The 14,722-nt window shown below is 66.7% G+C and carries 13 protein-coding genes; 10 read left to right on the forward strand and 3 right to left on the reverse strand.

What is annotated here, in order from left to right; translation table 11 throughout:
- The first annotated feature begins 9 nt into the window (after positions 1 to 9).
- The 4 genes from AC5RVG_RS01015 (at position 10) to AC5RVG_RS01030 (ending at position 3,213) form a co-directional block, all read left to right on the forward strand.
- Complete coding sequence (locus AC5RVG_RS01015; RefSeq protein WP_494012986.1) at positions 10 to 984, forward strand: alpha-ketoacid dehydrogenase subunit beta; 975 nt, start codon at positions 10 to 12, stop codon at positions 982 to 984.
- On the forward strand, positions 977 to 1,309 hold the full coding sequence (locus AC5RVG_RS01020) for a biotin/lipoyl-containing protein (protein ID WP_494000078.1): 333 nt from the start codon (positions 977 to 979) through the stop codon (positions 1,307 to 1,309). Before AC5RVG_RS01015 ends, AC5RVG_RS01020 begins: the two co-directional genes overlap by 8 nt.
- A gap of 2 nt (positions 1,310 to 1,311) precedes the next feature.
- Complete coding sequence (locus AC5RVG_RS01025) at positions 1,312 to 2,118, forward strand: alpha/beta fold hydrolase (protein ID WP_494012395.1); 807 nt, start codon at positions 1,312 to 1,314, stop codon at positions 2,116 to 2,118.
- 87 nt (positions 2,119 to 2,205) lie between these two features.
- Positions 2,206 to 3,213: a serine/threonine-protein kinase gene (locus AC5RVG_RS01030; protein WP_494012396.1), complete on the forward strand. Its 1,008-nt coding sequence runs from the start codon at positions 2,206 to 2,208 to the stop codon at positions 3,211 to 3,213.
- A gap of 88 nt (positions 3,214 to 3,301) precedes the next feature.
- Here AC5RVG_RS01030 and AC5RVG_RS01035 read toward each other — a convergent pair whose 3' ends face one another.
- Positions 3,302 to 4,240: a zinc-binding dehydrogenase gene (locus AC5RVG_RS01035; RefSeq protein ID WP_494012397.1), complete on the reverse strand. Its 939-nt coding sequence runs from the start codon at positions 4,238 to 4,240 to the stop codon at positions 3,302 to 3,304.
- A 297-nt stretch (positions 4,241 to 4,537) separates the two neighbouring features.
- Between AC5RVG_RS01035 and AC5RVG_RS01040 the strand changes: the two genes are divergently transcribed.
- The 5 genes from AC5RVG_RS01040 to AC5RVG_RS01060 all read left to right on the forward strand — a co-directional run bounded on the left by AC5RVG_RS01040 (position 4,538) and on the right by AC5RVG_RS01060 (position 10,474).
- A complete protein-coding gene (locus AC5RVG_RS01040; protein ID WP_494012987.1) occupies positions 4,538 to 6,010 on the forward strand; it encodes a fumarylacetoacetate hydrolase family protein in 1,473 nt (490 codons plus the stop codon).
- Positions 5,986 to 6,675 (forward strand): GntR family transcriptional regulator, encoded by a 690-nt coding sequence (locus AC5RVG_RS01045; RefSeq protein WP_494012398.1) that lies wholly within the window; start codon positions 5,986 to 5,988, stop codon positions 6,673 to 6,675. The genes AC5RVG_RS01040 and AC5RVG_RS01045 overlap by 25 nt, the downstream gene beginning before the upstream one ends.
- 110 nt (positions 6,676 to 6,785) lie before the next feature.
- Complete coding sequence (gene hpaE, locus AC5RVG_RS01050) at positions 6,786 to 8,315, forward strand: 5-carboxymethyl-2-hydroxymuconate semialdehyde dehydrogenase (protein ID WP_494000083.1); 1,530 nt, start codon at positions 6,786 to 6,788, stop codon at positions 8,313 to 8,315.
- 31 nt (positions 8,316 to 8,346) lie between these two features.
- Positions 8,347 to 9,444: a 3,4-dihydroxyphenylacetate 2,3-dioxygenase gene (gene hpaD / locus AC5RVG_RS01055; protein ID WP_494000084.1), complete on the forward strand. Its 1,098-nt coding sequence runs from the start codon at positions 8,347 to 8,349 to the stop codon at positions 9,442 to 9,444.
- A gap of 181 nt (positions 9,445 to 9,625) precedes the next feature.
- On the forward strand, positions 9,626 to 10,474 hold the full coding sequence (locus AC5RVG_RS01060) for a Rieske (2Fe-2S) protein (RefSeq protein ID WP_494012399.1): 849 nt from the start codon (positions 9,626 to 9,628) through the stop codon (positions 10,472 to 10,474).
- 5 nt (positions 10,475 to 10,479) lie between these two features.
- Here the strand turns inward: AC5RVG_RS01060 and AC5RVG_RS01065 are convergent, their stop codons facing one another.
- Positions 10,480 to 12,024: an MFS transporter gene (locus AC5RVG_RS01065; RefSeq protein ID WP_494012400.1), complete on the reverse strand. Its 1,545-nt coding sequence runs from the start codon at positions 12,022 to 12,024 to the stop codon at positions 10,480 to 10,482.
- A 378-nt stretch (positions 12,025 to 12,402) separates the two neighbouring features.
- Here AC5RVG_RS01065 and AC5RVG_RS01070 point away from each other — a divergent pair, with 378 nt between their 5' ends.
- Positions 12,403 to 13,062 carry a phosphoribosyltransferase gene (locus AC5RVG_RS01070; protein ID WP_494012401.1) on the forward strand — a complete coding sequence of 220 codons (660 nt, stop codon included), beginning with the start codon at positions 12,403 to 12,405 and terminating at the stop codon, positions 13,060 to 13,062.
- Positions 13,063 to 13,179: 117 nt separating this feature from the next.
- Here AC5RVG_RS01070 and AC5RVG_RS01075 read toward each other — a convergent pair whose 3' ends face one another.
- Positions 13,180 to 14,571 (reverse strand): MFS transporter, encoded by a 1,392-nt coding sequence (locus AC5RVG_RS01075; RefSeq protein ID WP_494012402.1) that lies wholly within the window; start codon positions 14,569 to 14,571, stop codon positions 13,180 to 13,182.
- Positions 14,572 to 14,722: the final 151 nt, after the last annotated feature.

Genomic DNA, 14,722 nt, shown 5'->3' on the forward strand with positions numbered 1-14,722 from the left:
CAGCTCTCCATGCAGCGGGCACTGAACCGCGCGCTGGCAGAGGTGCTGGAGGACAACCCCAAGGCACTGGTTTTGGGCGAAGACGTCGGACAGCTAGGCGGTGTCTTCCGCATCACCGATGGCCTGCAGAAGACGTTCGGCGAAGCTCGGGTTTTCGACACCCCGCTGGCCGAATCCGGCATTCTCGGCATGTCGGTGGGCCTGGCCATGGCCGGCTACCACCCGATCCCCGAGGTGCAGTTCGACGGGTTCGCCTACCCGGCGATCAACCAGATTGTCTGCCAGGTGGGCCGAATGAACTACCGCAGCCGCGGCACCATGCCGATGCCCATCACGCTGCGGGTACCCAGCTTCGGCGGCATCCGCGCTCCCGAACACCACGGCGAGTCGCTGGAATCGCTGTTCGCCCACGTACCCGGCCTGAAGGTGGTCTCCCCGTCCAGCCCGAACGAGGCGTACCACCTGCTCAAGCACGCGGCCACGCGGCCCGACCCGGTGATCTTCATGGAGCCGAAGTCCCGCTATTGGCAGAAGGGGCCGGTGGACACCTCCCCCGAGCCGGACGGCTACTCCCCCGAAGGCTCGCGGATCGTCCGCGAAGGCAAGCACCTGACCTTGGTGGCCTGGGGCGCCATGGTGGCCCGCTGCCTGCAGGTCGCCGAGCTCGCCGCCGAGGACGGCATCGAGATCGAGGTGCTGGACCTGCGCTGGCTGAAGCCAATCGATGCCGAAGGACTGGCCGCTTCCGTGGCCAAGACGCGCCGCGCCGTCGTCGTGCACGAGGCACCGCTGACCTCCGGCCTGGGTGCGGAAGTAGCCGCGCTGATTGCCGAGCGCTGCTTCAACACCCTGCGGGCACCTGTTGAGCGGGTGACCGGATTCGACGTACCGTACCCTTCGGGAGACCTGGAAGACGAGTACGTACCCAACATTGACCGCATCCTGTTCGGGATCCAGCGAGTATTGGAGTATCGCCGTGGCTGAAATTACGTTCCCCCTGCCGGATCTTGGTGAGGGCCTGATCGAGGCAACCGTGCTGGAATGGCTCGTCTCCGAGGGCGAGCAGGTCGAGCGCAACCACCCGCTGGTCGAGGTGGAGACCACCAAGTCCGCCGTTGAACTGCCCTCCCCGCAGGCGGGCAAAGTGGTGAAAATCCATGGGGAACCCGGCGACATCATCAAGGTGGGCGAACCGTTGATCGTTTTCGAGGTTCCCGATGACACCGCCGGTATTGTGGGCACCGTACCGAAGGAAGAAGCGCCCAAGCGCCGCGTCCGCCTGACGGCGGCGCTCGACGACGAGGACTGAGCATGGGAAACACCCCGCAGCACACCGTTGAAGGCCTCGACCCGCGCCTGCACGTCCAGGTGCACGAGGCCGCCGAAGGGACCGAGGGTCCGCGCCGCCCGGTGATCCTGCTGCACGGTTTCGCTTCCTCCAGCAAACTCAACTGGGAGGACGCCGGTTGGATTACGGCGCTGACCCAGGCCGGCCGGCGCGTGGTCACGGTGGACCTTCCCGGCCACGGCGAAAGCGCCGCCCCCGAAGAAATGGACGCCTACGCCCCCAGCCGGATCCGCGCCGACCTGCTGCAGTTGGTCCAGGACGCCAAGGTCCGTCCGCTGAAAGAGAACGACGCCGACACCGGGGTTGACCTGATCGGCTACTCCCTGGGAGCGCGGCTGGCGTGGGAGTTCGGCGCCACCCAGCCGGAACTCGTCCGGCGGATGGTGCTCGGCGGACCCGGCAGCAGCGACCCCTTGGCGGACTTCGACCTGCGCGCTGCCCAGCGCTTCCTGGCGGACGGGACGCCCATCGAGGACGTCAACACCGCCGAGCTTTTGCGGATGGCCAAGCTGGTGCCGTCGAATGACATCTTCGCGCTGATGACCATGATCGAGGCGATCAAAACCGAACCCTTCGTCCCGACCGAGGCCGTGCCGAGGATGCCGGTGCTCCTGGTGGCCGGCGACAAGGACGACCTGGCCGTCACCGCACCGGAGCTGGCTGCGCTCTCCGACGCGGCGGAACTGATGTGGCTGCCCGCACGTACGCACGCCAATGCAGTGACCTCCCGGGCCTTCAAGACCGCCGCCATCGAATTCCTCGCTGGTTAACCGTTCGCGCATTTTTCGGTGCCGCCAACGGAGCTTTTGGTCGGTACAATTCTCGATGAACGTAAATTCCTGGGGCGTGGAGGCTTGATGGAGGTATTCCTGGGCGGGCGCTACAGGACACGGGAGCTCATAGGCACCGGCGGGGCAGCGTCCGTGTATCGGGCTGTGGACGAATCTTTGGGCCGGGACGTGGCGGTCAAAATGTTCGCACCGACGACGCCGGACGATGACGAGTACCGGCGGCAGCACACCGAAACCTTGCTGCTGGCCACGCTGAACCACCCCGGTTTGGTGACCTTGCTGGATGCCGGCCTGCACACAGCCGACGATGGCGCGACCACCAGTTACTTGGTGATGGAACTGATTGAAGGGTCCGACCTGCGGCGCCGGCTGAAAGGCGGGCCTCTCTCCGAGGTGGAGACCGCGCAGATCGGGGCAGATTTGGCCGACGCGCTCAACTACATCCATAGTCAGGGTGTCGTGCACCGGGACGTAAAGCCGGCCAATATTCTGCTGGCCAACGGCCACACGGAAGATACGCGGCACCACCCCAAGCTCACCGACTTCGGCATCGCCCGGATGGTCGAAGCCACCATGGCCACCGCCCAGGGTGCGACCATCGGATCCGCGAACTACCTCAGCCCCGAACAGGCCTTGGGCAACCCCGTCACCGCGGCCAGTGACGTGTACTCGCTGGCGCTGGTCCTGCTCGAATGCCTTACCTGCGAAAAGGCATTCTCCGGCACACCGATGGAAGCGGCCCTTGCCCGGCTCTTGCGCGACCCCGAGATTCCGGACGCCCTCCCCGCCGCTTGGGCGGACCTGCTGACCCGGATGACCCGCCGCGCCCCGGAGGCTCGTCCGACCGCGCACGAAGTGGCCCTGAGTTTGCGGAACCTGGCGGAGGCGCCGCTGCCGGAGCAGATCGTCGCGACGGCACCCGTGTTGTCATCCCCTGCGTTGGCGTCACCTGCGCTGTTGAGCGGTACGACCGGCTCGGACTCGGCCGGGGCGATCGAAGAGCGTACCGGCGGGCACATCACGGGGAACGTGGCTATCCCCGCACCGCCGAACCGCGCTCCCAGCGTGGGTTGAACGAGGCATTGAACGCAACACAAGGCACCTCCAACTTGGGCTGGAGGTGCCTTGTGTTGTGTGTCCAGGAACCGCGGACTTCGCTGGATCAGTCGATCAAAGCGACCAGCCGGCCAATAACCTCGCCGCGAGCCAACTTCCCGATGCCTTCTCCGATTTCGTCGAAGGAAATCTGGCTGATGTGGGCCGACAGTTTTCCATCTGCCATCAGCTGAAGCACGTCGGCGCAGTCCTGCAGCGTTCCTGCCTGGGAACCGACCAGCTCGACTTCGTTCAGCGTTAGCTGCTGGAGGTTGATGGTGCCTTCGCTCCGTCCGAGCCCCACTTGGACGACGCGGCCACCGCGACAAACGATGTCGACGGCACCGGCGGTTGTAGTGCCGAAGCCTGCAAAGTCGACGACCAGGTCCAGTTCCTTGTCGGCAAAATCCCGAATGTCCTTGGCTACTGCTGTGGCACCGATCTCGAGTGCCATCGCGTGCACCTTCTCATTGACTTCGGCCACGTACAGTTCTGCGCCGTTGGCTATCGCCGTCTGCGCTCCGAGTGATCCCAGACCACCCAGGCCGATAACCCCGACCTTCATCCCCGGCTTGAGTCTGCCCTGAACCATCATGGCGTGGTAGGAAGTCATACCGGCATCCGTCGCGGCCGCCGCCTGATCAAACGGGACGCCGTCCGGCAACGGTGCCACCAACCGTGCGGGGGCCTTCACCTTTTCTGCGAAGCCCCCGTCAAGCGAGGTGCCGGGGCCTTCGATCGCGGCGGGAATAACGGCTCGGTCCCCCACCGAGAAGGTCGTGACATCCGCACCGACCGCTGAGACGATACCGGCGATCTCATGGCCGAGCGTGATAGGCCGGAACGGAAGCAGCGACGTCAAGGTGCCGTCAATGAATCCAACATCGCTGTGGCACAGCCCGGCGGCCTTGATGTCCAGGACAACTTCATCCGCAGCAGGTTCCGGTGCGGCAACTTCATTGAGCGAGAGAGGTGTGTCGATTTCTGTAAACTGCCAAGCCTTCATTACACAATCACTTCCTTGAGCGGTACGCACGCAAATCCATGCATATGCATTTACTCTAGGCGGTTCCCCGGGAGATGCAAGATATGCGGGTTGGCATTTCTGACGGGTAACTGCTCCCACCGTGACCTTCGCAGACAGGCACGCAGCACATCGGGTTCGGCCGACCGGTCGTTCAAGAAAATGTCCCCCACGTTCTTGACGTGGCCCTCGCCACAGGCCATGATGGATCATATACGATTTCGTACTTCACAGGAGGAAGCTTTGTCCGAAGCCAACGTCACCCAGTCCGCGGGCACGCTGCAAACGGTGGATACCCAGATCCTGGAGGACGCCGGCAAAGTGCTGGCCGTACACCTGTCCTACAACTCCCGGGCGGCACAGCGCGGACGGGTTCCGGCGCACCCCTCCTACTTCATGAAGGCCTCCTCCTCGCTGGCCCTCTCGGGCGGCACCGTGGAGCGCCCCGCTGGCACCGAACTGCTGGCCTTCGAGGGCGAGATTGCCCTGATCATCGGCAAGCCTGCCCGCCGTATCAGCATCGACGAGGCTTGGGATCATGTGGGTCACGTGACCGCCAGCAATGATCTGGGCGTCTACGACATCAAGTACGCCGACAAGGGCTCCAACGTCCGCTCCAAGTCCGGCGACGGCTTCACACCGATCGGCCCGTCCCTGCTGCCCGCGGCGTCGGTCAACCCGGACGCCCTCCGGATCCGCACCTGGGTCAACGGCGAGGTCGTCCAAGACGACACCACCGCGGGCCTGATCTTCTCCTTCGCCCGGATTATCGCCGACCTGTCGCAGCTGATGACGCTGCATCCGGGGGACATCATCCTTACCGGAACCCCGGCCGGCTCCTCCGTAATCGTGCCGGGCGACGTCGTCGAGGTCGAGGTCTCCGACGAAGCCGCAGGGCTGAGCACCGGCCGCCTGTCGACCACCGTCACCCAGGGCGAAGCGGAATTCGCGTCCTTCGGCAACACTCCCAAGATCACCGACGCCGACCGGATCGATGCCTTCGGCAGCGAGGAAGCGGCCGGGCTGGCGCCGGCAATCACCGGCAAGTCCGCGCTGACCGAGGACGTCAAGGCCAAGCTGCTGTCGGTCGCCACCGCCACCATCTCCGGCGCGCTGCGGAAGCGCGGGCTGAACAACGTCAGCGTCGACGGCCTGTTGGCCACCAAGCCGGGCCAGAAGGTCATCGGCACCGCCCGTACCCTGCGCTACGTGCCCAACCGCGAGGACCTGTTCAAGTCGCACGGCGGCGGTTACAACGCGCAGAAGCGCATCATCGACGCGCTCGGTCCGGGCGAGATCCTGGTCATGGAGGCCCGCGGCGAGAAGGGCTCCGGAACCCTCGGCGACATCCTCGCCCTGCGCTCCCAGGTGCGCGGCGCGGAGGCCATCATTACCGACGGCGGCGTCCGCGACCTTTCCGAGGTGGCGGCGCTGGACATCCCGACGTTCTACAACGGTGCCCACCCGGCGGTGCTGGGACGCAAGCACGTGCCCTGGGACACCGACGTGACGGTCGCCTGCGGCGGCACCACCATCCAGCCCGGCGACATCATCGTGGCCGACGACAACGGCATCCTGGTGATCCCGCCGGCCCTGGCCGCCGAGATCGCGGACGAGGTCGTCGAACAGGAACGCCAGGACAGCTTCGTCTTCGAGATGGTCAAGGAAGGCCACAAGATCGAGGGCCTGTTCCCCCTGAACGCCGAATGGCGCGCACGCTACGAGGCATGGGTCGCGGAGCAGCCGAAGTGACCACCCTGGCCCCCAGCAAGTCGGAACAGGCCTACGAGCTGCTGCACGAGCGGATCGCCAAGGGCGAGCTGGTGCCCGGCTACCGGCTGGTCCTCGGGAACATCGCCGCGGAGCTTGGCTGCAGCACCGTACCGGTGCGCGAGGCAATCCGCCGGCTGGAGGCCGAGGGCCTGGTGACGTTCGAGCGCAACATCGGGGCGACGGTCGCGGCCGTCGACGCCGAGTTGTACCTGCACACCATGCAGACGCTGGCCGTGATCGAGGGCGCGGCGACGGCCCTGGCCGCGCCGCTGCTCTCCGCCGCGGACCTGGCCGAGGCGCGAGCGGTCAACGCCGAGCTGCGCCGCTGCCTGGAAGACTTCGATCCGCGCCGCTTCACCCAGCTCAACGACCGGTTCCACGCCGGGTTGTACGAACGCTGCCCCAACCCGCACATCCTGGACCTGGTGCACCGCGGCTGGAACCGGCTCAACGCCATGCGGGCCTCCAGCTTCAGCCACATCCCCGGCCGTGCCCGCTCCTCCGTCGAGGAACACGAGCAACTGCTGGATCTGATCGACGCCGGTGCCAGCGCCGGCGAAGTGGAGAAGGCGGCCCGGGCACACCGGACCAACACGCTCAACGCCTACCTGGCCGCGGACGGCTTGCCGCCCTCGCCCCTGTAGGCCGCGACCGCTGCCGACGGCGACACCCCGCCGTCGTCAGCGGCCAAGCACCACACACAGCCCAGACCTCACCGACTACCGACCATTCAACCCCCATGGAAAGGACCATCATGGCCGAGCACTTTGTCCCGGACAACCTGCCCACCCACCTGCAGCACTACATCGGCGGCAAGCTTGTCGACTCCATCGACGGCGACACCTTCGACGTGCTGGACCCGGTCACCAACAAGCCGTACATCAAGGCTGCCTCCGGCAAGGTAGCCGACGTTGCCGCGGCCGTTGCCGCCGCCAAGGACGCCTTCGAGAACGGCCCCTGGCCCACCATGCTGCCGCGCCAGCGCTCCCGCGTGCTGCACAAGGTCGCCGACATCGTCGAGTCCCGCGGCCAGGAACTGGCCGAGATGGAGTGCTTCGACACCGGGCTGCCCATCAAGCAGGCCCTGGGGCAGGCCCAGCGCGCGGCGGAGAACTTCCGTTTCTTCGCCGACCTCATCGTCGCCCAGCACGACGACGCCTTCAAGGTTCCCGGCCGCCAGGCCAACTACGTCAACCGCAAGCCGATCGGCGTCGCGGGCCTGATCACGCCGTGGAACACCCCGTTCATGCTGGAGTCCTGGAAGCTGGGTCCGGCGCTGGCCACCGGCAACACCGTGGTCCTGAAGCCAGCCGAGTTCACCCCGCTCTCCGCGTCCCTGTGGCCAGGAATCTTCGAAGAGGCCGGCCTGCCCGAGGGCGTCTTCAACATCGTCCACGGCTACGGCGAGGAAGGCTACGCCGGGGACTCCCTGGTCAAGCACCCGGACGTCCCGCTGATCTCCTTCACGGGCGAATCCCGCACGGGCCAGATCATCTTCGCGAACGCGGCGCCGTACCTGAAGGGCCTCTCCATGGAGCTGGGCGGCAAGTCCCCCGCCGTCGTCTTCGAGGATGCCGATCTGGAGGCGGCCATCGACGCAACGATCTTCGGCGTCTTCTCGCTCAACGGCGAACGCTGCACCGCGGGCTCGCGCATCCTGGTCCAGCGGAGCATCTACGACGAATTCGTCGAGCGCTACTCCGCCCAGGCAAAGCGGGTCAAGGTCGGACTCCCCCACGAGGAGACGACGGAGGTCGGCGCCCTGGTCCACCCGGAGCACTTCGAGAAGGTCATGTCCTACGTGGAGATCGGCAAGCAGGAGGCCCGCCTGACCGCCGGCGGCGGCCGTCCCGCGGAGTTCCCGGAGGGCAACTTCATCCAGCCGACCGTCTTCGCCGACGTGGCACCGGACGCCCGGATCTTCCAGGAGGAGATCTTCGGTCCGGTTGTGGCCATCACCCCGTTTGATACGGACGAGGAGGCCCTCGAACTGGCCAACAACACCAAGTACGGACTGGCCGCCTACATCTGGACGAACGACCTGAAGCGGTCCCACAACTTCGCCCAGAATGTCGAGGCCGGGATGGTGTGGCTGAACTCCAACAACGTCCGCGACCTGCGCACCCCGTTCGGCGGCGTGAAGGCGTCCGGCCTGGGCCACGAGGGCGGCTACCGTTCCATCGACTTCTACACCGACCAGCAGGCCGTGCACATCAACCTCGGCGAGGTGCACAACCCGGTCTTCGGCAAGGCCGAAGACGCTGCCGCCATCCCGGACGCCTGACACCTACCCCTACCGCTCGAAGGAGAGAATTATGAGCAACGAAATCCCCAAGCCCTCGGTTCCGGCCCCGGACATCCTGCGCTGCGCCTACATGGAGATTGTGGTCACCGACCTGGCCAAGTCCCGCGCCTTCTACGTGGACCTGCTGGGCCTGCACGTGACCCACGAAGACGACGAGGCAATCTACCTGCGCTCGTTCGAAGAGTTCATCCACCACAACCTGGTGCTGCGCAAGGGCCCGATCGCCGCGGTGGCGGCCTTCGCCTACCGCGTGCGGTCCCCGGAGGACGTGGACCGCGCCGAGGCCTACTACCAGGAGCTGGGCTGCCGCACCGAGCGCCGCAAGGAAGGCTTCGTCAAGGGCATCGGCGACTCCGTCCGCGTGGAGGACCCGCTGGGCTTCCCGTACGAGTTCTTCCACGAGGTGGACCACGTGGAGCGCCTGCACATGCGCTACGACCTCTACTCGGCCGGCGAGCTGGTGCGCCTGGACCACTTCAATCAGGTCACCCCGGACGTCCCGCGCGGCCGCAAGTACCTGGAGGACCTGGGCTTCCGCGTCACCGAGGACATCAAGGACTCCGACGGCGTGACCTACGCGGCCTGGATGCACCGCAAGGGCACGGTGCACGACACCGCCCTCACCGGCGGCAACGGTCCGCGGATGCACCACGTGGCCTTCTCCACCCACGAGAAGCACAACATCATCCAGATCTGCGACAAGATGGGCGCCCTGCGCATGTCCGACCGGATCGAACGCGGTCCCGGCCGCCACGGCGTGTCCAACGCCTTCTACCTGTACATCCTGGATCCCGATGGCCACCGCGTGGAGATCTACACCCAGGACTACTACACCGGCGACCCGGACAACCCCGTCATCACCTGGGATGTCCACGACAACCAGCGCCGCGACTGGTGGGGCAACCCGGTGGTTCCGTCCTGGTACACCGAGGCGTCCCTTGTGCTCGACCTCGACGGCAACCCGCAGGAGGTCATCGAGCGCACCGACAACTCCGAGATGGAGGTGACCATCGGCGCCGACGGGTTCTCCTTCACCCGGGCGGACGACGAGGACGGCACCTTCCGCGGCCAGGCGTCGAAGGGCTTTAAGATCGGCAACCAGGTCTAGTCCCGGTCTTCGACCGCATGACGACGCCGCTGGGCGGCTTCCGCAGGGAAGCCGCCCAGCGGCGTCTGTGGCCTTGCCCGCCCCGCCGCCGGATGCCACACTGGCACCTACACGCGGTGCCGGCGCCCGGCCGACGGGGCGGTCCGGGATGCCGACCGTTCTAGGGGATGGGGGAAACGGCGTGAGTATTCTGCGTACCGTCGTTGCACGGATAGAACGTACCGAGGCTCTGGACAAGGTCGCCGAACCGGTGGCCGGGCTGGTGGGCAGGATCGTCAGACCCCGGCCGATCAGGAACGTCCTCAGCGGCAGCTTCGTGGGCCACCCGCTGCATCCGCTGTTGACCGACTTTCCCATCGGTGCCTGGACCATGTCCACGCTGCTGGACACGGTGGGCGGCCGCCGTGCCGAGCCCGCGGCCGACCTCCTGGTGGCCGCCGGAATTCTCACGGCCGTACCCACGGCGTGGGCCGGGCTCAACGACTGGTCGGACACGCAGGGCGAGGACCGCCGGCTCGGCATCGTGCACGCCGCATCCAACTCGGCTGCGTTGGTGTGCTTCGCCGCTTCCTTCCTGGCCCGCCGCGGCGAGCGCCGGGGGCTGGCCAAGGTGCTCGCGCTGGGCGGCTTCGGGCTGGTGATGTCCGGCGGCTACCTGGGCGGCCACCTGAGCTACGCCCGCGGCGTCAACGTCAACCACACGGCGTGGCGGAAAGGTCCCGTCGAGTGGACCCCCGTCCTGGCGGAGAGCGAACTGGCCGAGGGCCGGCCGCAGCTGGCGCACGCCGGCGACGTGTCGCTGGTCCTGTTTCGCAGCGATGGCACCGTCCGGGCGCTGGACAGCGTCTGCAGCCACATGGGCGGGCCGCTGGCAGAAGGACAGGTCGACGACGGGTGCATCACCTGCCCCTGGCACGGCAGCCGCTTCCGCCTGGCAGACGGCAGCATCGTCAGGGGCCCCGCCAGCTCCGAGCAGCCAGCCTACGAAACACGCGTCCGCGAGGGGCAGGTCGAGGTCCGGCTGAGCTGACCGGCTCAGCCCCGCCGCGGCCTGGACCTGCGGGAGGCGCGGCGGGCGTCGGTTCCGGCGATGACGAGCGTGGCGAAAACGGACGCGGCGGTGACGGCCAGTCCGGCGGTGATCGCCTCGGTCCAGCCTGACCGGGCCTGGACGGAAAAGGCGACGGCGGTGATGACCGCGATGCCCACGGCGGTGCCGATGCGCTGGGCCGTCTGCAGCACTCCCCCGGCGCTCCCCGCGTACTCCAACGACACGTCGGCCAAAGTCAGCGTCTGGTTGGGGGTGATAATGAGGCCCTGCGCCATGCCGATGAACGACAGCGTCAGCAGCATCCACCAGATGCTGAGCAACCCGGCTGCCTCCAGTTGGATGACGGCGATGGTCGACGCCAGCCCCAGCAACGCGCAGAGGATCCCGGCGACGATCATTTGCCGCCCACGCTCCAGCACCCGCTTGCCGGACCAGTGCGACGAATAGGCGCCGAGCAGCGCGGCAGGCAGCCCGATCAACCCCGCCTCCAGAGCGCTGCCGCCCAGCCCCTGCTGGATGTAGAGCGCCACCAGCACCCACACGCTGGTCACGCCCATGAAGTACAGGCCGGCGATCAGCGAGCCGGCGGAGAAGCTGTGGGTGCGGAAGATCCGCAGGTCGACCATCGGGCTGCGCCCGCGGTGGCTGTAAGTATGTTCCCACCACGCCCACAGCGCCAGCAGTCCCGCGCCGCCGGGAAGCAGCAGCCAGATCCATGCACCGGCCCCGCGTTCGACGAAGGGCAGCAGCAGCGCCAGCACCGACAGGCCCAGCAGCACGGCCCCGACGGGATCGAGGTCGCGTTCGGGCTTGGCTACCCGGGGCAGGCCGGGGGCGCCTTCGCGGTCTGCTTCCCCTGGAGGGTCAACGGCAGTGTGCCGCGGTTTGAACCACATCAGCGCCAGCACGATGGCCAGGATCCCGACCGGTACATTCACGAGGAAGGTCCAGCGCCACCCGTCCTGGACACCGGCGAACTCAATGATCGTTCCGCCCAACAGGGGCCCGACGGCCACCGACACGCCAATCACGCTGCCGAGTGCCCCGTAGGCACGGCCGCGTTCCGCACCGCGGAAATACTGCTGGATCATCCCCACGGCCTGAGGATTCAGCAGCCCCGACCCCAGGCCCTGCACGAAGCGGGTGATGTTCAGGCTGAGCGGATCCGGAGCGAGTCCGGCGGCCACCGAGGAGAGCGTGAAGAGCGCGACGCCGGCGATGAACAGCGGGCCGCGGCCCAGAATATCGCCCGCCCGTCCGGCGGCCACCAGCACCACCCCAAAAGTCAGCGCATAGCCGGAGAGCACCCACTGGAGGTCCGAGTCCGACGCGCCCAGTCCGGTTTGGATGGACGGCAGCACCACGTTGACGATGCTCACGCTCACCAGCGACATGAAGATGGCCACCAGCAGCACGGCCAGGATCCGCCACCGGCCGGGGTCGGGGACGAAGCCGGCCTCGGTGCCGTCGGGGCCGGCCGGTCGGGGCGCTGATCGGTTCTCGGGAGCGGGGTCGGAGGCTTGGGTCACCTACCATTCATACGCCGGGACGGCTCCGCTGCCAAACCGCGCGCCTGCGGCGACAGTCGCGTTAAACGAAAGAGCCGGAGCGGCAGGCGTTGGGGGAATCCTGCGGGTCCGGCTCTTCCACGGCCGGACCCAAGTCCAGCCGACGCGATGCGGGCCCCCGTTCCGAGCCCCACCGTTGTCACGAGCATATCCCGCGGGCATTCGACCCGCGATGGGGAGAACTACCCATGCAGGTTAAGCGGTCTATCAGGCTGTCGAGCAATAGCCGCTTCGTTGGGCCGGCCGAACGCCCGCCACGTCACGTTTCGCCGCCGCGGCGGGCGTTCGCTCCCCCTCGCGAGCCGGGAAACGCAAGAGGATACTGAAATTGTGGGACTGTTGAGCGGAGCACCTGCCCCTTTCGCCGATCGACCCGATGCCGCCCGGCAACTGGCGGCCGAACTGGCAGCATACCGCGGCCGCGACGACGTCACCGTGCTCGGCCTGGCGCGCGGCGGCGTCCCGGTGGGCGCGGTGTTGGCGAAAGAACTGGCCGCCGACTTCGACGCGCTCATCGTCCGCAAACTAGGCATTCCGGGCCAGCCGGAGGTCGCCTTCGGTGCCTTGGCCGCCCATGGCGGGCACACCGCCGTCGTCATGGTGGAACCGATAGTGGCAGAACTGCGCCGCCGCAATTACAGCGAACAGCGGCTGCAGGAGGTCCAGGACAGGGAACGGGCCGAACTGAAGCGGCGGCAGGAAGCGTATCTCCAGGGCCGGACGGCAGAGGTGCGCGGCCGGACCACGATCCTCTGCGATGACGGGTTGGCCACCGGCGCCACCATGAAGGCTGCGATCAACGCCGTACGGCAGAGCGACCCCCGCGAGATCGTCGTCGCGGTGCCGGTGGGCCCGCCGCAGGCCTGTGCCGAGCTCCAGAAACTGGCCGATGCCGTGATCTGCCTGCGCCAGCCACGCAATTTCAGAGCCGTAGGCGAGGCCTACCAATACTTTGGCCAGGTCAGCGACGACGAGGTCATGGCAGCGCTGCCCCGGTAGCGGCTGCCGCCGCCAGGTTAAAGAACAGCGGACCGCCGCCGGCATCCCTGCCGGCGGCGGTCCGTCTCTGCAGTCCCGCGGAGGCCTTAGTTGGTGGCCTCTGGTGACTGGCGCGACTTAGCGGTTCTCGCGCGCTTCGGGGTGCTGCTGCAGGTACTCCTGGTGTGCTTCCTCCACGCGCAGGTTCTTGCCCTTGGTCTCCTTGACCACGGAGACCGCCACGAGCGAGATGACGCACAGCACCATGATGTAGATCCCGATGGAGATCGTGCTTCCGGTCCGGCCCAACAACAACTCGGCGATCAACGGAGCGAAGGCACCGCCGAGGATGGCACCAATGGCGTAGCCGATGGAAACGCCGGAGTATCGGACGTTGGCCGGGAACATTTCGGCATAGAGGGCCGACTGCGGGCCGTAGGACAGGCCCAGGCCGATGGTCAGCACGAACATCGCAATGCCCATCAGCAGAATGCTCGCGGTGTCGATGAGCATAAACATGGGAATCTGCCACAGCAGGACCCACACGTAGCCAATCTGGAAGGTGCGGATGCGGCCGATCTTGTCGGAGAGGATTCCGCCGTACATGGTGAAGATCAACCAGCCGAAAGCAGCAAGCGTGGTGGCCAGCAGGACCGACGGGCGGTCCATCCCCAGGCCTCCGGCGTCCGCCGGCTTGGTGGCGTAGGAAGCGAAGAACGCGATCAGCAGGTATCCGGCGGCATTGTTGGCAATGAAGATCAGCGCGGTGAGGATGACCTCTTTCCAGTTGTGCTTGAACAGCTGGCCCAGCGGAGCGGCCGATTCCTTCTTGCGCTCCTGCATCTCCTTGAAGACCGGGGACTCGGACACGGAGCGACGGATGAAGTAGCCGACCAGGATCAGCACGACCGAGAACAGGAACGGTACGCGCCAGCCCCACGCAAGGAAGGCATCCTCGCTGAGGATAGTGGTCATCAGCCACATCACACCGGTGGCAAGGATCATGCCGATGGGAACACCGATTTGCGGGTAGGCACCGAAGAAGCCGCGCTTGTTGACCGGCGCGTGCTCCACGGACATCAGCGCGGCGCCGCCCCATTCGCCGCCGGCCGAGAATCCCTGCAGGATGCGCAGGAACACCAACAGGATCGGGGCCGTGATCCCGATGTCCCCATAGGTCGGCAGCACGCCGATCAGGAATGTCGCGGCGCCCATTAGCACCAGCGTGAAGACCAGCATCATCTTCCGGCCCAAACGGTCGCCCAAGTGGCCGGCGACGATGGCGCCAAGCGGGCGGAACAGGAAGCTGATACCCAGCGAGGCCCAGGAAACGATCTGCGCCAGGCCGGCGCTCTCCCGGGACAGCGGCGCGAAGTACAACGTAGCCAGCACCAGGCCGGCGGCTTGCGCGTAAATGAAGAAGTCGTACCACTCGATGGTGGTACCGACCAAGGTGCCCGCGAGCACCTTGCGCTCTTCACGGCGGGCTGCTGGGCTGAGGTTGCCTGCCAGCTCTTCTGACGTTGACATATTTTCTCCGTTGAATTCACAGAACGGTTACCGAACGGTCGGTAATGTGACTGGAGCCATATTACCGGACAGTGACGGGCCACACATAGCGCCGCCATATCATTTCCATAACGCCCAAACGCTGCCGGGGTGCGCCACGACGGCGCTCTCC

It is taken from the genome of Arthrobacter senegalensis, assembly GCF_059091765.1.